This window comes from Erwinia sp. JH02 (assembly GCF_013074405.1).
Classification (GTDB): Bacteria; Pseudomonadota; Gammaproteobacteria; order Enterobacterales; family Enterobacteriaceae; genus Erwinia; species Erwinia rhapontici.
Window position 1 is genome coordinate 677762 of record NZ_JABANZ010000001.1, and the last position, 19359, is coordinate 697120.

General features: G+C 56.0%; 18 protein-coding genes. 13 read left to right on the forward strand and 5 right to left on the reverse strand.

All coding sequences use genetic code 11. The annotated features are described in order from the left end of the window. Positions 1 to 9: 9 nt before the first annotated feature. From araA to HHI26_RS03110, 3 genes are all read left to right on the forward strand, one after another. A complete protein-coding gene (gene araA, locus HHI26_RS03100; RefSeq protein WP_133845174.1) occupies positions 10 to 1515 on the forward strand; it encodes an L-arabinose isomerase in 1506 nt (501 codons plus the stop codon). Between the two features lie 246 nt (positions 1516 to 1761). Beyond that, on the forward strand, positions 1762 to 2973 hold the full coding sequence (locus tag HHI26_RS03105; protein ID WP_133845176.1) for a hypothetical protein: 1212 nt from the start codon (positions 1762 to 1764) through the stop codon (positions 2971 to 2973). Positions 2974 to 3044: 71 nt separating this feature from the next. After that, entirely contained in the window at positions 3045 to 4181 is a 1137-nt protein-coding gene (locus tag HHI26_RS03110; protein WP_171148689.1) for an amidohydrolase, read from the forward strand. A 244-nt stretch (positions 4182 to 4425) separates the two neighbouring features. Here HHI26_RS03110 and yjfF read toward each other — a convergent pair whose 3' ends face one another. Genes yjfF through ytfQ form a run of 4 tightly spaced genes read right to left on the reverse strand, consistent with a single transcriptional unit; the run spans position 4426 to position 8944 of the window. Beyond that, positions 4426 to 5409 carry a galactofuranose ABC transporter, permease protein YjfF gene (gene yjfF / locus HHI26_RS03115; protein ID WP_133845179.1) on the reverse strand — a complete coding sequence of 328 codons (984 nt, stop codon included), beginning with the start codon at positions 5407 to 5409 and terminating at the stop codon, positions 4426 to 4428. Further along, complete coding sequence (ytfT, locus tag HHI26_RS03120) at positions 5402 to 6421, reverse strand: galactofuranose ABC transporter, ATP-binding protein YtfT (protein WP_133845181.1); 1020 nt, start codon at positions 6419 to 6421, stop codon at positions 5402 to 5404. Before ytfT ends, yjfF begins: the two co-directional genes overlap by 8 nt. After that, positions 6414 to 7937 (reverse strand): galactofuranose ABC transporter, ATP-binding protein YtfR, encoded by a 1524-nt coding sequence (gene ytfR / locus HHI26_RS03125; protein ID WP_133845183.1) that lies wholly within the window; start codon positions 7935 to 7937, stop codon positions 6414 to 6416. Before ytfR ends, ytfT begins: the two co-directional genes overlap by 8 nt. 50 nt (positions 7938 to 7987) lie before the next feature. Beyond that, the gene (gene ytfQ, locus HHI26_RS03130; RefSeq protein WP_133845185.1) at positions 7988 to 8944 is read right to left on the reverse strand and encodes a galactofuranose ABC transporter, galactofuranose-binding protein YtfQ; all 957 of its coding nucleotides are present in this window, start codon (positions 8942 to 8944) and stop codon (positions 7988 to 7990) included. Between the two features lie 490 nt (positions 8945 to 9434). Here ytfQ and ydgT point away from each other — a divergent pair, with 490 nt between their 5' ends. From ydgT to HHI26_RS03180, 10 genes are all read left to right on the forward strand, one after another. After that, entirely contained in the window at positions 9435 to 9650 is a 216-nt protein-coding gene (gene ydgT, locus HHI26_RS03135) for a transcription modulator YdgT (protein ID WP_159337200.1), read from the forward strand. A gap of 120 nt (positions 9651 to 9770) precedes the next feature. After that, the gene (locus tag HHI26_RS03140; RefSeq protein WP_133845189.1) at positions 9771 to 10211 is read left to right on the forward strand and encodes a DUF2569 domain-containing protein; all 441 of its coding nucleotides are present in this window, start codon (positions 9771 to 9773) and stop codon (positions 10209 to 10211) included. Between the two features lie 126 nt (positions 10212 to 10337). Further along, positions 10338 to 10919, forward strand: a complete 582-nt coding sequence (rsxA, locus tag HHI26_RS03145) for an electron transport complex subunit RsxA (RefSeq protein WP_133845191.1) — start codon at positions 10338 to 10340, stop codon at positions 10917 to 10919. Further along, the gene (rsxB, locus tag HHI26_RS03150; RefSeq protein WP_133845193.1) at positions 10919 to 11494 is read left to right on the forward strand and encodes an electron transport complex subunit RsxB; all 576 of its coding nucleotides are present in this window, start codon (positions 10919 to 10921) and stop codon (positions 11492 to 11494) included. The genes rsxA and rsxB overlap by 1 nt, the downstream gene beginning before the upstream one ends. Beyond that, positions 11487 to 13823 carry an electron transport complex subunit RsxC gene (gene rsxC / locus HHI26_RS03155; RefSeq protein WP_171148575.1) on the forward strand — a complete coding sequence of 779 codons (2337 nt, stop codon included), beginning with the start codon at positions 11487 to 11489 and terminating at the stop codon, positions 13821 to 13823. Before rsxB ends, rsxC begins: the two co-directional genes overlap by 8 nt. After that, entirely contained in the window at positions 13824 to 14885 is a 1062-nt protein-coding gene (gene rsxD, locus HHI26_RS03160) for an electron transport complex subunit RsxD (protein ID WP_167864611.1), read from the forward strand. It abuts the gene before it with no gap. Further along, positions 14885 to 15517 (forward strand): electron transport complex subunit RsxG, encoded by a 633-nt coding sequence (gene rsxG / locus HHI26_RS03165; RefSeq protein WP_133845199.1) that lies wholly within the window; start codon positions 14885 to 14887, stop codon positions 15515 to 15517. The genes rsxD and rsxG overlap by 1 nt, the downstream gene beginning before the upstream one ends. Continuing rightward, the gene (locus HHI26_RS03170; RefSeq protein ID WP_133845201.1) at positions 15510 to 16214 is read left to right on the forward strand and encodes an electron transport complex subunit E; all 705 of its coding nucleotides are present in this window, start codon (positions 15510 to 15512) and stop codon (positions 16212 to 16214) included. The genes rsxG and HHI26_RS03170 overlap by 8 nt, the downstream gene beginning before the upstream one ends. Next, positions 16211 to 16843, forward strand: coding sequence for an endonuclease III (gene nth / locus HHI26_RS03175; RefSeq protein ID WP_133845203.1), 633 nt, complete (start codon positions 16211 to 16213; stop codon positions 16841 to 16843). The genes HHI26_RS03170 and nth overlap by 4 nt, the downstream gene beginning before the upstream one ends. A 111-nt stretch (positions 16844 to 16954) precedes the next feature. Then, positions 16955 to 17590: a carbonic anhydrase gene (locus tag HHI26_RS03180; protein ID WP_133845205.1), complete on the forward strand. Its 636-nt coding sequence runs from the start codon at positions 16955 to 16957 to the stop codon at positions 17588 to 17590. 88 nt (positions 17591 to 17678) lie between these two features. Here HHI26_RS03180 and betA read toward each other — a convergent pair whose 3' ends face one another. Continuing rightward, positions 17679 to 19325, reverse strand: a complete 1647-nt coding sequence (betA, locus tag HHI26_RS03185) for a choline dehydrogenase (RefSeq protein WP_133845206.1) — start codon at positions 19323 to 19325, stop codon at positions 17679 to 17681. Positions 19326 to 19359 lie beyond the last annotated feature (34 nt).

Sequence of the window (19359 nt, forward strand, 5' to 3'; positions counted from 1 at the left end):
AATCGTTTTATGACACAGTTAAACGCCCGTAGCGTATGGTTTGTGATTGGTACACAGCATCTGTACGGTGCGGAAACCCTGCGCCAGGTGGAGCAGCACGGACAGCAGGTGGTGGATGGCTTAAACCGGGCGGGTAAACTGCCCTTCCCGCTGGTCCTTAAACCGCTGGTGAAAACCCCTGATGAAGCGCTGTCGCTGTGCCGCGAGGCTAATCACGATCAAAGCTGCCTGGGCATTATCACCTGGCTGCATACTTTCTCTCCGGCAAAAATGTGGATTGGCGGCCTGTCGATCCTGAATAAACCGTTGTTGCAGTTCCATACCCAGTTCAATGCGGAAATCCCGTGGGACACGATGGATATGGACTTTATGAACCTGAACCAGACCGCACACGGCGGGCGTGAGTTCGGCTTTATTGGCGCGCGTATGCGCCTGCCGCATCAGGTGGTGACCGGACACTGGCAGGACGAGCGTTCCCAGCAGCGTATCGGCCAATGGATGCGCGGTGCCGCCGCCCTGCTCGCCAGCCAGCAGCTCAAAGTGGCGCGCTTTGGCGACAATATGCGTGAAGTCGCGGTGACCGAAGGCGATAAAGTCGCGGCACAGATCCAGTTCGGCTATGCGGTCAATGGCTGGGGCGTGGGCGATCTGGTGGACGTGATCAACCAGGTCAGCGACGGCGATGTGAACACACTAATCGACGAGTATGAAAGCAGCTATGAGTTCAGCGCGGCGGCAGCGGTAAACGGTAATAAGCGCCAGAATGTGCTGGATGCTGCCCGTATTGAGCTGGGGATCAAGCGCTTCCTGGACGATGAAGGCTGCCGTGCGTTTACCACGAATTTCCAGACCCTGCATGGCATGACGCAGTTGCCAGGTCTGGCGGTTCAGCGCCTGATGCAGCAAGGCTATGGTTTTGCCGGTGAAGGTGACTGGAAAACCGCTGCACTGCTGCATGTGTTCAAGGTGATGGCAGGGGATTTACCGGGCGGCACCTCGTTTATGGAGGATTACACCTATCACTTCGCACCGGGTAACGATCTGGTGCTGGGTTCCCATATGCTTGAAGTCTGCCCGACCATTGCACGCGAAGCCAAACCGCTGCTGGATGTGCAGCCGCTGGGTATAGGTGGCAAAGCCGATCCGGCCCGCTTGATCTTCTCTGCCCCTGCCGGGCGCGCGGTGAACGCCAGTGTGATAGATATGGGCGACCGTTTCCGCCTGCTGGTGAATGTGGTGGATGCGATTGAACAGCCGCAGGCCCTGCCTAAGCTTCCGGTGGCCCGTGCACTGTGGCGTGCGCAGCCTTCGCTGGCGACAGCGTCTGAAGCCTGGATCCTCGGCGGCGGTGCACACCATACGGTGTTCAGCCAGGCGCTGACGGTGGAAGATATGCGCCTCTATGCTGAACTGCACGGAATTGAGGTGCTGGTGATTGATGAGGAGACAACGCTGCACGGGTTCCGCGATGCCCTGCGCTGGAACGAAGCGTACTACCGTTTGAATCAGCGTTAATCCCACGGGTTCAGGGAGATATCAGGCGGACCGCAAGAGGTCCGCCCCTCCCGTCCCACCGTCGTGCCTTCCTGTTTCCACCGCCTTTCACTTTATTTCAATCTCTGCTGGTCAGCACGGCTGCATTCCGCTTACTATGAAACCCCGAAGCTGGAAACTCCATGATTTCATTGAGTTTTAATCACATCGTCATTCGCGCCTCGGTCAGAGGAATTATTCTGATAATTATTCAAATGGAAGTGGTTCATGTCGCAAATGCTCGCTCTTTTACTGATTATTTCTATTCTATATCTCGGTGATCTGGTTTCAGTCAGAACGAAAGCGTGGGTGCCTTCCGTCTTTGTCTGCGCGGTACTGTTTTTAATCGGTTACTGGACTTTTTTCCCCAAAGATATTGTCAGCGTTGCCGGGATCACGCCGGTGGTAGCGGTGATGCTGATGTATCTGCTGATCACCAATATGGGCACGCTGCTGTCCGTGCCGGAGTTGATCCGTCAGTGGAAGACGATTGTTATTTCTCTGGCCGGTATCGCCGGTATTTTTGTCACAGTCTTTGGCGTCTGCCTGCTACTGTTCGATTTTAATACGGCTATCGTCACTATCCCGCCACTGGTTGGCGGTATCGTTTCGGCAATTATTATGTCGAAAGGCGCGGCCAGTGCGGGTCTGGTCGATTTGTCGGTATTCGCCATTCTGATCTACGTGATGCAGGGCTTTGCCGGTTATCCGCTAACCGCCATTATGCTGCAACGCGAGGGCAAGCGAGTGCTGAGCCTGTACCGCAGCGGGGCGTGGCCTCAGGCAGTCGTGACAGCAGAGACGCCTGCGGTGACAGCGCACCCGTCAGCGGATGTCATGCCACGCCTGTTTAAACGCTTTCCAGCCCATTACAACACCAGCTACTTTAAATTCCTGCGCCTGGCGGCCGTCGGCTATCTGGCGTATCGGGTGTCTGGCTGGCTGGCGCCAGTCATCTCCGTCAGCCCGTTTGTCCTGTGCCTGCTGTTTGGCGTGGTGGCGACCACGCTAGGCTTTTTAGAGAAGCAGCCATTACAGAAAGCCAACGGTTTTGGCTTTGCGGTGATGGGGCTGATGCTGTTTATCTTTGATACGCTGAACCGCGCGACGCCGGAGATGTTATTGCGCCTGCTGTTGCCCATGCTGGTGCTGATCGCCACTGCGGTTATCGGCATGTTTATCGTCTGCTGGGTGGTGGGTAAGCTGCTGGGCGTCAGCACCGAGATGGCCTTCGCCATCGCCCTGACCTCAATGTACGGTTTCCCGGCAGACTATATTATTACCCATGAAGCCATTACCGCCCTGACCCGCGATGAAAATGAGCGCGAGGTGCTGATGCAGCACATGCTGGCCCCGATGCTGGTCGGTGGATTTATCTCCGTGACCATGGTGTCCGTGGTGATGGCCGGTGTCATGGTGGCGTATATTATTCCTGCATAAAAAACCAACAAGGAAGCTAAACAGTGATTAATCACGATATTAAAAAATCCGTCCATGCGCATGTTGACGCGATGATCGCCCTGCGCCGCGACCTGCATGCCCACCCGGAACTGCCATGGGAAGAAGTACGCACCACCAATACGGTGGCCGCTCTGCTGGATGAAATGGGCATCGACTATCGCCGCACGCAACCGACCGGGATCATTGCCGAGATCCGTGGGGGTAAATCGGGTAAAACTGTTGCCCTGCGCGCCGACATGGATGCGCTGCCAGTGCAGGAGCTCAGCGACTCACTCAGCTATAAATCCTTGACCGACGGTAAAATGCACGCCTGCGGGCATGATGCCCACACCGCAATGCTGCTGACGGCAGCCAGAGCATTACAGGAGCATCGCACCCGTTTGCGCGGTAATGTACGACTGATTTTCCAGCCTGCAGAAGAGATCGCCCAGGGTGCACGTGCCATGGTGAAACAGGGCGCGGTGGACGGCGTTGATAACGTTTTTGGCATGCATATCTGGACGACCACTGCCTCTGGTAAAGTGTCCTGCAACGTCGGTTCATCCTTTGCTTCCGCCGACCTGCTGAAAGTCACGTTTAAAGGGCGCGGTGGCCACGGTTCGATGCCGGAAGCCTGTATTGACGCGGCGGTGGTGGCCTCATCGTTTGTGATGAATCTGCAGGCCATTGTGGCGCGGGAAACGTCCGCGCTGGCGTCCGCCGTGGTGACCATCGGGCGTATGGAAGTGGGCACACGTTTTAACGTTATCGCCGAAAATGCGGTTCTCGATGGCACGGTGCGCTGCTTTGACGTCGACACCCGTGAACGTCTTAAAGCGGCGATTGAGCGTTATGCGCAGCATACGGCGGCAATCTATGGTGCAACAGCGCAGGTTGAGTACACCTACGGCACACTGCCGGTGATTAACGAGGCACGCAGTGCGCTACTGGCACAGTCCGTGATCAGCGATGCGTTTGGGGCCGGGGTGCTGTTTGACGAGAAACCGACCACCGGTGGTGAGGATTTCAGCTTCTTTATGGAAAATATCCCCGGCTGTTTTGCCCTGCTCGGCTGTGGCAATGCCGAGAAAGGCACCGACTGGGCGCACCACCACGGCCGTTTTAATATCGATGAAGATGTGATGGTGACCGGGGCCGAACTTTATGCGCAGTACGCCTGGTGCTACCTGCAACAGGATGATTTTTAACCTCATCACGTAGACACTGTCTTGCCAGATCACTGGCAAGACATATTTAGATGATCTCCCCGTAAAACCGGGTAAGGCCCCTGCTCAACATCACGGGCAAACCGGAAAAAAGGGTCTGCCCCTACGTGAAGTGAACCGCGCTTGCGAAGGCATCCACGCAGTGGACGCAGCGCCTGCCGCAAAGGGCGGCGGCGACTGGCGGACCGCATAAGAAGGCCCGCCCTTGAGGTTATGAGTTGTGAACTTAACTTAATCGCTTCACCGGCGCATTCTGCTGCCGATCCCACATCACCGTCAGCAGCCGTTGCAGCGCAATAAACGCAAACAGCAGCACGCCGATGGCAATCTTCGTCCACCATGAACTCAATGTGCCGTCGAAGTTAATCCAGGTCTGAATCAGCCCCTGGATCAGCACGCCAAACAGCGTCCCCAGTACCGTGCCGACACCCCCCGACAGCAGCGTGCCGCCGATCACCACCGAGGCGATGGCGTCCAGCTCCACGCCCATTCCTGCCAGCGCATAACCCGCCGAGGTATAAATGGAGAATACAATGCCTGCCAGCGTCGCCAGACCCGATGACAGCATATAGATCCGCACCGTGGTGCTGCGGGTGGAAATCCCCATCAGCTGTGCAGAGGTGGCGTTGCCGCCAATGGCGTAGACCTGATTACCAAAACGGCTGCGGTGCGCCAGCAGGATACCGAACGCCACCACCACCAGCATAATCACCGCCAGCAAACTCAGGCGCCCGCCCCCCGGGATCTTCCACGCCATGGATGAGAGCGTGGCATACAGTGGGTGATCGATCGGTAATGAACTTTCAGCCACCAGATAGCTACAGCCGCGCAGGAAAAACATCCCGGCCAGCGTGATAATAAACGCCGGGATTTTCAGGGCATCAATGAGCCAGCCCATAAAGGCACCGAACGCCGTCCCCAGCGACATCACCAGCGCAAAGGCCAGCCACGGGTCGACATGGAAATCACCAATCAAACGGGCAAGGAACACCCCGGTAAAGGCGATCACCGCGCCCACCGACAGGTCAATACCGCCAGAGAGGATCACAAAGGTCATGCCAACGGCAATAATACCGAGGAAGGCGTTGTCCGTGAGAATATTGGCGATCACCCTTGTTGAAGCAAACCCCGGAAACTGGCTCAGACAGAACAGATACCCCGCCACAAACACCAGCAGGGTGATCATTAATGGCAGATGACGTTTAATCACGGCGGTGCCCTCGTTTAAACAGTTGAATAAAGCGCGGGGATTGCAGCAACAGAACCAGCATCACCACCACCGCTTTCACCACCTGATTCAGTTCTGGCGGGAAACCGGAAAGCAGAATACCGGTGTTCATGGCCTGAATGATCAGCGCGCCAATCAGCGACAACAGAAGATTAAATCGCCCGCCCATCAGAGATGCACCACCAATCACCACCGCCAGAATCGCGTCCAGCTCCAGCCACAATCCGGCGTTGTTGGCATCGGCACCGCGAATATCCGCCGCCACAATCAGCCCGGCCACCGCGGCACACAGCCCGCTGAGAATATAGGTGCTCATCACCACCAGCCAGCCGTTGACGCCCGCATTGCGCGCCGCACGCAGGTTGATCCCCACCGCTTCAATAAACATCCCCAGCGCTGTTTTTCGCGTCAGCAACCACACCAGCAGTGCGAGGGTCAGCGTGATCCAAACCGGAACGGGCAACAGCAGCAGTGTCCCGCTGCCGAGCCGCGCCAGCGCATCACTGTCGAAGGTGACAATTTGCCCCTGGGTGATCAGCTGCGCGATACCGCGCCCCGCCACCATCAGGATTAATGTGGCCACAAACGGTTGGATCTTAAGCAACGCCACCAGCACCCCATTCCATAATCCACACAGAATGCCGCTGCCCAGCGTGACCAGAATAATCACCGGAATACTGTGCCCGGCCACGGTCAGCGTGGCCGCCGTTGCGCCTGCAATCGCCATCACGGCACCCACCGACAGATCGATGCCCCCGGTGGCGATCACCAGCGTCATACCGATAGCCAGGATCGCGACGGGGGCGGCGCGGTTGAGAATATCAATCGGGCTACCGAACAGTCGTCCGTCCTGCAGATGGACAGCAAAAAAGTTGTTTGCCACCAGACTGTCAATAATCAGCACCAGCAGCAGTGCGCCAATCTGCGGTAATCCCGGTGGTAGTTTTCGTTTTAACATCGGTGGTTTCCCCGCCATCAGATGCGATTCAGGCATGTTGCTCCCCTCCTGCGGCAATCGCGTTAACAATGGCCGCAACGGACAGTTGCTCCAGTGGTATTTCCGCCACCTGCTGGCGGTCGCGCAGGATCACCACGCGGTCAGCGTATCCGACCAGTTCCTCCAGCTCCGACGAAATCACCAGCAGCGCCAGGCCGTCGGCACAGAGCGTCTCAATCAGGCGGATAATCTCTGCGTGGGCACCCACATCAATGCCACGCGTGGGTTCGTCCAGAATCAGAAACTGCGGCTTTGTGACCAGCCAGCGGGACAGCAAAACCTTCTGCTGGTTACCGCCGGAGAGCAATTCCACCGGCTGCTCTGCGTCCGGGGTACGGATCCCCAGGCTTTTGATAAAGCGGTCAGCCACCTGTTGCTGCTCACGTTTGGGGATCGGTCGCAGCCAGCCGCGCTGGGCCTGCAACGCCAGGATGATATTTTCGCGTACCGATGCTGCACCAATAATGCCGTCGGTTTTACGATCTTCCGGACAGAAGCCCATGCCAAGCTTCGATGCCTGGGCCGGTGAACGGATTGTTTGCGGTTTTCCTTTGATGAAGGCACGGCCGCTGTCAGCACGTTTAATGCCGAACAACAGTTCAGCGGTTTCCGTCCGTCCTGACCCCAACAGGCCAGCCAGCCCAACAGCCTCCCCGGGACGCACGCTCAGGCTGAAGGGTTCAATCGTCCCTTTTTTGCCATAGTCTTTAAATTCCACCACGGGCTGATTGCTTTTCAGCGTGCTGCCAGCCCGCTGTAAGGCGGTTTCCAGCAGATCGCGCCCCAGCATCAGCTTGATCAGCTCTATTTGCGGCAGCGTCCGGGTATCGCGTGTGGCGATAAACTGCCCGTTACGCAGCACGGTAATACGGTCGGTAATGCGGTAAACCTGGTCAAGGAAGTGGGTGACAAAGATCAGGCTCATGCCTTTCTCTTTGAGTTGCGTCATCAGTGTGAACAGCATGGTGACTTCACTGGCATCCAGACTGGCAGTCGGCTCGTCGAGGATCAGCACTTTTGCCGAGAGATCCACCGCGCGGCAGATGGCGATAATTTGCTGCATCGCCACCGAGTACTGTCCAAGGGGACGTGTCACATCCAGCTCAAAACCGTAGTCGGCCATCAGCTTCACCGCCCGCTGATTTAATGTCTTACGGTCAATCAGACCAAAGCGTTTCGGCTCGCGGCCGATAAACAGATTGTCAGCGACTGACATATTTGGCAGCAGGTTCACTTCCTGGTAGACGGTGCCAATTCCCAGCTGCTGGGCTTCTGCCGTGTTGCGGGGATTTATCGCCTGCCCGCCGAGCATGATGGTCCCGGCATCGCGCTGATAGACGCCAGTCAGTACCTTGATCAACGTGGACTTTCCTGCACCGTTCTCCCCCAGTAGCGCCATGATTTCGCCAGGGCGAAGGTCAAACGAGACATTATCCAGCGCCCGGACGCCGGGAAAAGATTTGCTGACGTTGCTGATATTCAGCAATGCGGGCAGAGGGGTGTCGATGGTCATGTTGTGCCTCAGGCCATGAGTAAACCGCCCCGAAAGGGGCGGTGAGGGGATCAGTAACCCATCCCTTTTTTGGTGTCCAGCTGTGCCTGAGCATCGGCTGGCAGGAAAAGTTTCGTTTCAGTTTTGATAATTTTTGGCGGCATGGTGCCGTCTTTTTTCAGTTTTTCCAGCGCATCAAACGCCGGCCCCGCCATATTTGGCGTCAGCTCCACGTTGGCATTTGCCTCACCTGCCAGCATCGCTTTATAAATATCCGGCACGCCATCAATCGATCCGGTTAAAATATCTTTACCCGGTTTAAGTCCGGCTTCTTTAATAGCCTGAATGGCACCAATCGCCATATCATCGTTATGGGCGTAAACCATGCAGATATTCTTGCCGTTGTTTTCTGCCTTAATAAAGCTTTCCATGACCTCTTTCCCTTTGCTACGGGTAAAGTCACCGGACTGCGAGCGGATCACTTTAATATTGGGTGTGTTAGCAATGGCTTCAGCAAAGCCTTTTTTACGGTCAATGGCCACGCTGGCACCCACCGTGCCTTGCAGCTCTACGACGTTACAGGGTTTGCCTGCCTGATGTTTGACCAGCCAGTCACCGATCAACTTACCTTCGTAAACGTTATCGGCGGTGACGACGGCCTGATAGAGCGATTTATCTTTGACGACGATGGCACGATCGAGCAGGAAGACCGGAATTTTGGCGTCTTTGGCTTCCGAGAGCACCGGCTCCCAGCCTGTCTGAACGACGGGCGCAATAAATATTGCGTCAACGCCCTGAGCGATAAAGGAGCGTACAGCTTTGATTTGATTCTCTTGTTTTTGCTGGCCGTCCGCGATTTTCAGCGTAATGCCGCGTTTCTGAGCCTCACTTTTTGCTACGCTGGTTTCTGCTGCGCGCCAGCCCGATTCAGAGCCAACCTGTGAGAATCCAACGGTCATGGATTCGGCCAGTGCCGGTGCAGACAGGCTGGCACTGATGAGAGTGGTTAAGAGTAAACGCTTCCACATGATCATTTTTCCTCTGATGGGATTTTATCGTATAGGGTTAAGAGCCACTAAAGCCTGGACTATTCACCGCAAAACATTTACGACAATGCTCACAAAATTCAACAAATCAAATAGCTTACGCGACAAGACCGATCTGTTTCTGTGCTAATCGATATGGAAAAAACGCGCACAGGGCGCCAAAAGAAGGTTAAATAACTGTAATAAACATAAGCGGTTGCGCCAGAAGCATTTGGAAGCGATTACAATACCGCGTGAAGTTCTGTCACCCGTACTCCCCTTCCGTTCATCCCCGATCAAACAGCAGATTTGTGAGCTGCTGCACAGTTTAATCTGTCGCGTAAAACCAGCTGCCCGCCGGTGCCGTATTGCGTATGGCTTAGAAGGAATGCTGAATTTTCTGATTTTTATATTACAAAGCCGAAACAACGTGGAATCTTTTTCTCTGCAACATATAATCAGCGACTCATTATTCTGTCGCTGGCTGACCGCAATGACCGTTCAAGACTATTTGTTAAAATTTCGCAAAGTTAATTCTCTGGAGACGCTGGAAAAACTCTTTGACCATTTGAATTACTCCCTGACCGATGACAGCGATATTATCAAGATGTACCGCGCCGCCGACCATCGTCGGGCGGAGCTGGCCTCCGGCGGACGCCTGTTCGACCTCGGCTGCGTCCCGAAAACGGTCTGGCACTACGTGGTGTAGTCCGGCAGTTGATTATCGTCCTGATGACCTTAAGCGCGATATTCCGTATAATCCTCCTCATCATGCGTAGGGCTCTGTGCAATGCGCGCTTTGCCGTCTCTGGCTGAATAAGGACAATCTGTGCCTGTTAATTCTAAACCGCGCCTCGGTGGCTGGCTTTTTGTGCCGTTGACCTGGCTGGTGTTAGTCGTCATGAACATGATTCTGGTGTTGATAATCTATGGGGGCGGACTGATTGGCCCAGCCTTTCGCAGTGCGTTAACCAATCTGCCATCGTCTGCGCTGTTGCTGTGGGGGGCCTTCCTGCTGACGACAATACTGATGCTGAGCTACAGTACCTGGATTATCTGGATGTTCTGCAAGCGTTCTCCGCGCCTGCCGCGCCATTACATTATCTGGCTGTTGATCAACGTGCTACTGGCGCTTAAGGCCTTTCTCTTCGCTCCAGTGGAAGACAGCGCGGTGGTCAACAGCTTGCTGCTCGCTCTGCTGGCGGCCAGCGTGTTTGTGCCCTATTTCAAGCGTTCTCAGCGGGTTAAAAACACTTTTATCGCACCCTGATGTCGAAAAAAGCGTCATAAATTTAATCCTGAGTGCGCTATTAAAAACCCACAGACCCGGAGCGGTTGTGGTCAGGCACGCAATGCCTGATAATAAGCGGCTTTCTCTATATTTTCAGGCGTATCAATGACCGAATACCTGCTTCTTTTTATTGGCACAGTGCTGGTGAATAACTTCGTTTTAGTGAAGTTTCTCGGCCTCTGTCCCTTTATGGGCGTTTCCAAAAAACTGGAAACGGCAATTGGCATGGGACTCGCCACGACATTCGTCATCACACTGGCCTCCATTTGCGCCTGGCTGGTGAACCATCTGATCCTGCTGCCGCTGGACCTCGTCTATCTGCGTACCATGGCGTATATCCTGGTGATCGCCGTGGTGGTGCAGTTCACCGAGATGGTGGTGCGTAAGACCAGTCCTGACCTTTATCGCCTGTTAGGCATTTTCCTGCCGCTGATCACCACTAACTGTGCCGTGCTTGGCGTGCCGCTGTTAAGCGTTAATCTTAATCATACTTTCCTTCAGGCCGCGCTTTACGGTTTCAGTGCTTCACTGGGCTTCTCTCTGGTGATGGTGCTGTTCGCCGGTATCCGCGAGCGCCTGGTGCTGGCCGATGTCCCGGCACCGTTTAAAGGCTCTTCCATTGCACTGATCACCGCCGGACTGATGGCGCTGGCATTTATGGGCTTTAGCGGGTTGGTCAAGTTCTGATGAGTGCGATTTGGATAGCGATTGCCGTGTTAAGTGCGCTCAGTCTGGTTTTCGGTGGACTGCTGGGGTATGCCTCGCGCCGTTTCAAAGTGGAAGAAGATCCGATTGTTGAGCAGATCGATGCGATTCTGCCACAAAGCCAGTGCGGCCAGTGCGGTTACCCTGGCTGCCGTCCCTACGCGGACGCCGTGGGCAATAACGGTGAGATGATCAATAAATGTGCTCCCGGCGGCGAGCAGACCATGCTTAAGCTGGCGGCGCTGCTTAATGTTGATCCTCAACCGTTGGGCGATGAAATGCCCACGGAGCCGGAACGCAAAGTGGCCTGGATTGACGAAGCCAACTGTATCGGTTGTACCAAATGTATTCAGGCCTGCCCGGTTGATGCCATTGTCGGTGCCACGCGCGCGATGCACACCGTGTTAAGCGACGTCTGTACCGGCTGCGATCTGTGCGTTGCCCCCTGCCCGACCGACTGCATTGAGATGCGTCCGGTTGCGACTACCACTGCTAACTGGAAATGGGATCTCAACACCATCCCAATCCGGGTTATTCCTGTAGAAAGTCATGTTTAACCTGCTTAATTTCTTTAAAAAAGATCGGCTCTGGGATTTCGAAGGTGGCATTCATCCACCGGAGATGAAAACCCAGTCTAATGGCGTGCCGCTGCGTCACCTGCCGTTACCTGCGCAATTTATTCTGCCCCTGAAGCAGCATATTGGCCATGAAGGCGAGATTGGCGTGCGTCCGGGCGATAAGGTGCTGCGCGGGCAACCGCTGACCTTCGGCAACGGCCGCATGTTACCGATCCACGCGCCGACGTCGGGTACTGTCACGAAGATTGCGCCACATATGACGGCCCATCCGTCGGCGCTGGCTGAAATGTGCCTGTTTATTACCCCTGATGGTGAAGACCTCTGGGTGGATAAGCAAACCCTGAGCGATTATCGCAGCGTGGAACGCAGTATCCTGGTAGAGAAAGTCCATCAGGCTGGCGTTGCCGGTCTTGGCGGCGCGGGTTTCCCTACGGCGACAAAACTGAAAGGTGGCCTGCGGGGTGTAAACACGCTGATCATCAACGCCGCCGAGTGCGAGCCTTATATCACCGCCGATGACCGTCTGATGCAGGACTGTGCCGATGACGTGCTGGAAGGCAGCCGCATCCTCGCGTGGATCCTGCAGGCAGAGCAGGTCTTAATCGGCATCGAGGATAATAAACCCGAGGCGATTGCCGCGCTTAAGCAGGCGTTAGGCAGCGCCACGGATTTGCATATCCGGGTGATCCCGACCAAGTACCCCTCAGGCGGTGCCAAACAGCTCACAAAAATTCTGACCGGGAAGGAAGTGCCGCACGGTGGTCGTTCAACCGATATCGGCGTACTGATGCAAAACGTCGGCACCGCTTTTGCCGTTAAGCGCGCCATTGTCGACGGTGAAGCACTGACCGAACGCGTGGTCACCCTGACCGGTGAGTCTGTGGCAAAGCCGGGCAATGTCTGGGCGCGTCTCGGCACCCCCATCAGCCATCTGTTGCAACAGGCTGATTTTATGCCGGGTGCAGAGCAGATGGTGGTGATGGGCGGCCCATTAATGGGCTTTACCCTGCCAACGCTGGATGTGCCCGTGGTGAAGATCACCAACTGTATTCTCGCGCCCGCCGCCAGCGAAATGGGCCAGAACGAACCGGAACAGGGCTGCATCCGTTGCAGCGCCTGTGCCGATGCCTGCCCGGCAGCCCTGTTACCGCAGCAACTTTACTGGTACAGCCGGGGCGGCGATCACGATAAAGCGCGTGAACATAATATTGCTGACTGTATTGAGTGCGGTGCCTGCGCTTACGTCTGCCCGAGTAATATCCCGTTGGTACAGTATTACCGTCAGGAGAAAGCGGAGATCCTGGCTATTGACCAGGAGGCCGAACGTAATGCGCTGGCGAAGAGCCGTTTTGAAGCACGCCAGCTTCGCCTTGAACGTGAAAAAGCCGCGCGCGATGCCAAACATCAACAGGCAAAACGCAGCGTAGCCGCCAGTGACGCCGATGCGATCAGCGCGGCACGCGAGCGAGTCAAAGCGAAGCAGGCTGAAACATCCGGCCAGGATGCTGCAAATCAGGCAGCAAAACAGGCGCAGCGGGAAGCGCGTCAGGCGGAAGCCCATGCCCGCCAGGTGGAAGAACAGGCCAGCAGCGAACCCGTTACCCGCCAGACTGACGATCCGCGTAAAGCGGCAGTAGAAGCCGCCATTGCACGGGCAAAAGCGAAAAAGGCCACGCAGGCCACCGCCAGCGCAGCGGAACCTGCTGAAGCCGAACCCCCTGCCGCTGAACCGGTGGTGGATGCACGCAAAGCGGCAGTAGAAGCCGCCATTGCCCGCGCAAAAGCGAAGAAAGCCGCGCAGGCAACTGCCAGTGCAGCAGACCCCGCTGAAGCCGAATCGCCGTCGGCTGAACCGGTGGTGGATGCACGCAAAGCGGCAGTAGAAGCCGCCATTGCACGGGCAAAAGCGAAGAAAGCCGCGCAGGCCACCGCCAGCGCAGCACAACCCGCTGAAGCCGAATCGCCGTCGGCTGAACCGGTGGTGGATGCACGCAAAGCGGCTATTGAGGCCGCCATTGCCCGCGCAAAAGCGAAGAAAGCTGCGCAGGCCACTGCCAGCGCAGCACAACCCGCTGAAGCCGAATCGCCGTCGGCTGAACCGGTGGTGGATGCGCGCAAAGCGGCTATTGAGGCCGCCATTGCCCGGGCAAAAGCGAAGAAAGCCGCGCAGACCGCAGAGTCAGTGAAAACAGAAGAGAGTGAAGCGCCTGCCGCTTCAGATGATGCACGTAAAGCGGCGGTGGCAGCGGCCATTGCGCGCGTGAAAGCGCGTAAATCGCAGCAGCCTTCAACGCAGCAAGAGGATTAAATGGCTTTTCGTATTGCAAGTTCGCCTTACACCCACAACCGCCGCAGCACCAGCACCATTATGCTGCTGGTGCTGATTGCCGCCGTGCCTGGCATGGTGGCACAGTGGTACTATTTTGGCTGGGGTAACCTGATTCAGGTCCTGATTGCTGCCATCGCTGCCATCGGTGCTGAAGCCGCCATACTGCGCCTGCGCAAACTGCCGCTGGCAGACACACTGAAAGATAATTCTGCGCTGCTCACTGCCCTGCTGTTGGGCATCAGCATTCCTTCGCTGGCGCCCTGGTGGGTGATTGTGATCGGTACGCTGTTTGCCGTAGTGATTTCCAAGCAGCTTTACGGTGGTCTTGGGCAGAACCCGTTTAACCCGGCTATGGTCGGATATGTGGTGCTGTTGATCTCCTTCCCGGTGCAGATGACCAGTTGGTTGCCGCCGGACAGTCTACAGGGGATGACACCGAGCCTCGGTGACACCCTGAGCATGATCTTCCATTTCCATACGCTGGATGGTCACACCATGCAGCAGTTGCAGGTGGGGATTGACGGGGTCAGCCAGGCAACGCCACTGGATACCTTCAAGACCGGACTGCGCGCCGGGCACAGCGCAGAACAGCTGCTGGCGCAGCCGATTTACAGCGGCGTACTGGCCGGGCTGGGCTGGCAATGGGTGAACGTCGGTTATCTGCTGGGCGGTGTTTTCCTGCTTTGCACCCGCAGCATCCGCTGGCATATCCCGGCAGGGATGCTGATCTCGCTGGCGTTTTGTGCCACCCTGGGCTGGTTAATTTCTCCGCACAGTCTGGTGTCTCCCGTCATTCATCTGTTGTCCGGTGCGACCATGCTTGGCGCGTTCTTTATTGCCACTGACCCGGTCACCGCCTCAACCACGAACAAAGGCCGGCTGATCTATGGCGCATTAATTGGCCTGCTGGTATGGCTGATCCGCAGTTTCGGGGGTTACCCGGATGGCGTGGCGTTTGCCGTGCTGCTGGCCAACATCTGCGTACCGTTGATCGATTACTACACGCAGCCGCGCGTTTACGGCCATCGGAAGGATAAATAATGCTGGATGCCATTCGTAAAAACGGTGTCACGCTGGCCGTGTTTGCCGCTATCACTACCGGGCTGACGGCGGTGGTCAACACGGTCACCAAACCGACGATTGCTCATCAGACTGCGTTACAGCAGAAAGTATTGCTGGACCAGGTGGTGCCGCCGGAGCTGTATGATAACCACATTCAGCAGGAGTGCTATATCGTCAGTAATCCGGCCCTGGGTAATGCCAGTCCGCACCATCTTTATCTGGCGCGTAAAGGCGATAAACCGGTTGCCGTAGCCGTTGAAACCACCGCTCCCGATGGCTATTCGGGTAATATTCAGATGATTGTTGGCGCCAGTTTTACCGGCACGGTTTACGGCACACGCGTGGTCGAACACCACGAAACGCCGGGTCTGGGCGATAAAATTGAGCTACGCATTTCCGACTGGATCAACAGCTTCAACGGCAAACAGGTAAAAGGCGCCGATGACAGCCAGTTCGCAGTGAAAAAAGACGGGGGTGAGTTTGACCAGTTTACGGGTGCCACCATTACCCCACGCGCCGTGGTGAATGCGGTTAAGCGCACAACGTTGTATATTGAAACCTTACCGGAGCAGCTTTCTTCGCTGCCACCTTGTGGAGAGTCCAATGAGTGAAGCCAAAACCCTGCTGGTCGGCGGGCTGTGGAAGAATAACTCAGCGCTGGTTCAGTTGCTGGGCCTGTGCCCGCTGCTGGCCGTGACCTCAACGGCGACAAATGCGCTCGGCCTCGGTCTGGCAACCACGCTGGTACTGACCTGCACCAATAGCGGAATTTCGCTTTCGCGCCGCTGGGTGCCCTCTGAAATACGTATTCCTATTTACGTGATGATTATCGCTGCGGTGGTGAGCTGCGTGCAGATGTTGATCAATGCCTATGCTTACGGCCTTTATCAGTCGCTGGGGATCTTTATCCCGCTGATCGTCACCAACTGCATTGTCGTTGGACGTGCGGAAGCGGTGGCATCGAAAAGCAGTATTCCGCTCTCGGCCCTGGATGGCATGGCCATCGGCCTGGGGGCCACCAGCGTGATGGTGGTGCTGGGTTCGATTCGCGAAATCATCGGTAACGGCACCCTCTTTAACGGTGCGGATCAACTGCTCGGCCCCTGGGCGAAAGTGATGCGCATTGAGGTTGTCCACTTTGATTCCCCGATGCTGCTGGCGATGCTGCCGCCGGGTGCTTTTATCGGTCTGGGCATGCTGCTGGCCGCTAAGTATCTGATTGATAATAAAATGAAACAACGTGCCGCCCTGAAGGCTGAAAGAGAAGCGCAGGCGTTGCCGGATGGAAAAACAACAGGTGTGCTGTGAATAAGGAAAAGCGTCAGGAAATTTTGACCCGGCTGCGGGATAACAACCCGCATCCCACCACGGAACTGATGTTCACCTCTCCTTTTGAACTGCTGATTTCGGTTCTGCTGTCTGCGCAGGCTACCGATGTCAGCGTGAATAAAGCCACGGCAAAACTCTACCCGGTTGCTAATACGCCTGCCGCCATTCTGGCGCTGGGTGTCGATGGGGTGAAAGAGTACATCAAGACCATCGGCCTGTTTAACAGCAAGGCTGAGAACGTGATAAAGACCTGCCGGATTCTGCTGGAACAGCATGGCGGTGAAGTGCCGGAGAGTCGTGAGGCACTGGAAGCGTTACCCGGCGTTGGGCGTAAGACGGCCAACGTCGTATTAAATACCGCCTTTGGCTGGCCGACTATCGCCGTCGACACGCATATTTTCCGCGTCTGTAATCGCACCCGTTTTGCACCTGGCAAAAACGTGGAACAGGTGGAAGAGAAGCTGCTGAAGGTGGTGCCGAAAGCGTTTATGGTCGACTGCCACCACTGGCTGATCTTGCATGGCCGCTACACCTGCATTGCGCGTAAACCGCGCTGCGGCTCCTGCCTGATTGAAGATCTTTGTGAATTTGATGCTAAAGTAGAATGACCAGACGTCTTAAAAATGCCTTCTGACCCTCATAACAATATCATTTTATGACTATTATCGGCCCGTTCCCTGACGTGGTTCGCGGCCATAATCCAGGATAGAGAGAGTGCTATGCAACATATCATTGAAGGTTTCCTCAACTTCCAGAAAGACATTTTCCCCGAGCAAAAAGAACTTTTCCGCAGCCTTGCTTCAAGCCAGAATCCCAAAGCGCTGTTTATCTCCTGCTCCGACAGCCGCCTGGTGCCGGAACTGGTCACCCAGCAGGACCCGGGACAACTCTTCGTGATTCGTAACGCAGGTAACATCGTGCCGTCATTCGGGCCTGAGCCTGGCGGCGTGTCTGCCACTATCGAATATGCCGTGGTGGCGCTGGGTGTGACGGATATCGTGATTTGCGGCCACTCCAACTGCGGTGCAATGAAGGCGATTGCCACCTGTCAGTGCCTTGATCCGATGCCTGCCGTAGCGCACTGGCTGCACTATTCTGATGCGGCGAAAGCCGTGGTCGAGAAAAAGACCTATGCCACTGAAGAAGACAAAGTGAATGCGATGGTGCAGGAAAATGTCATTGCGCAATTAAATAATATTAAAACTCACCCCTCGGTCGCCGTAGGACTGCGCAACAATGCGCTGCGGCTACACGGCTGGGTGTATGACATTGAAAGTGGTGCTATTCGCGCACTGGAGAAAGACACGAAGGAGTTTGTTCTGTTGTCGGAAAACCCTGAGGTTTACTTCGAGTAACGATTTTGGTTACGGGGCGACCGAAACGAAAAGTCGCCCTACAGCAAACGTCGGGGCTGACCTTCTGTTTCGGTCAGCCCACATCGTATTAACGGCTTAACTGATAGTAATCCGCTTCTGACAGCGGTAATGGCGCTTTGCCGCGAATGGCGTCAGATATTTTCTCCGCAATCATCACCGTTGGGGCATTCAGGTTGCCCGTGACAATCTGCGGCATAATCGACGCATCGACCACACGCAGGCTGTTCATGCCGTGCACGCGCCCTTCTGCATCCACCACGGCCATCGCATCGGTACCCATCGCGCAGCTACCACAGGGGTGATAGGCGGTTTCCGCATGCTCACGGATAAAGGCGTCGATCTCCTCATCGCTCTGCACGTTGATCCCGGGCTGCAACTCTTCACCGCAATATTCGGCCAGCGCTGGCTGACGCATAATCTCGCGCGTCAGACGCACTGCGTTACGGAACTCCACCCAGTCACGCTCTTCCGACATATAGTTGAAGAAGATCGATGGCGCAGCATACGGGTGTTTGGATGTCAGCTTGATACGGCCACGGCTCATAGAGCGCATCGGGCCGACGTGAGCCTGGAAACCATGCTGTTTCACCGGGCTGCTGCCGTTGTAGTTAATCGCTACCGGAAGGAAATGGTATTGCAGATCGGGCCAGTCTGGCTGATCGTCACTGCGGATAAACCCGCCCGCTTCAAACTGGTTGCTGGCACCTACACCCGTGCCGTTGAACAGCCACTCAGCACCGATAGCGGGCTGATTCCACCACTGCAAGGCAGGATACAGGCTGACCGGTTTTTTACAGCCGTACTGCATGTAAACTTCCAGGTGATCCTGTAAGTTGCGCCCGACGCCTGGGAGTGCATGAACCACCTCGATATCCAGCTCACGCAGCCACTCTTCCGGCCCAACGCCCGAACGTTGCAGGATCTGCGGCGAGTTGATCGCCCCGGCACACAGCAGCACTTCACGGCGGGCTTCCGCCTGCTCTTGTTTACCGTTACGCAGCCAGGTGACACCCGTGGCGGTTTTGCCGCTGAACAGAATACGGTCGGTCTGCGCATGGGTAACAATGGTCAGGTTCTGACGCGTTTTGGCCACATCCAGATAGCCGCGCGCGGTGCTGGAACGACGGCCTTTGGCGGTCACGGTGCGGTCCATTGGGCCAAAGCCGTCCTGGCGATATCCGTTAAGATCGTCGGTTTCATGATGTCCTGCCTGCTGGGCGGCATCAATAAAGGCGCGATAGAGCGGATTATTGCCTTTTTTCGGCGTGGTGACGCTGAGATAACCGTCACCACCGTGCCAGTCGTTTTCTCCGATATCGCGCTTTTCCGCACGACGGAAATACGGCAGGCAGTTCAGATAGGACCAGTTTTCCAGACCGGGTTTGCTCGCCCAGTTGTCGTAGTCCATCGCGTTACCACGGATGTAACACATACCGTTGATCAGTGAAGAACCGCCAAGGCCTTTGCCGCGTCCGCACTCCATACGGCGGTTATCCATATGAGGTTCAGGATCGGTTTCAAATGCCCAGTTGTAGCGTTTACCCTGCAGTGGATAAGCCAAAGCGGCTGGCATTTGGGTACGGAAGTCCCAGCGGTGATCTTTGCCGCCTGCTTCCAGTAACAGTACCGATACGTCAGCATCCTCAGTCAAACGGGTTGCCAGCACGTTGCCTGCTGAACCCGCACCAATAATGATATAGTCAAATTTCTGCATTAAACCTCCGGAAATATTGCCGCGACGCGCACGC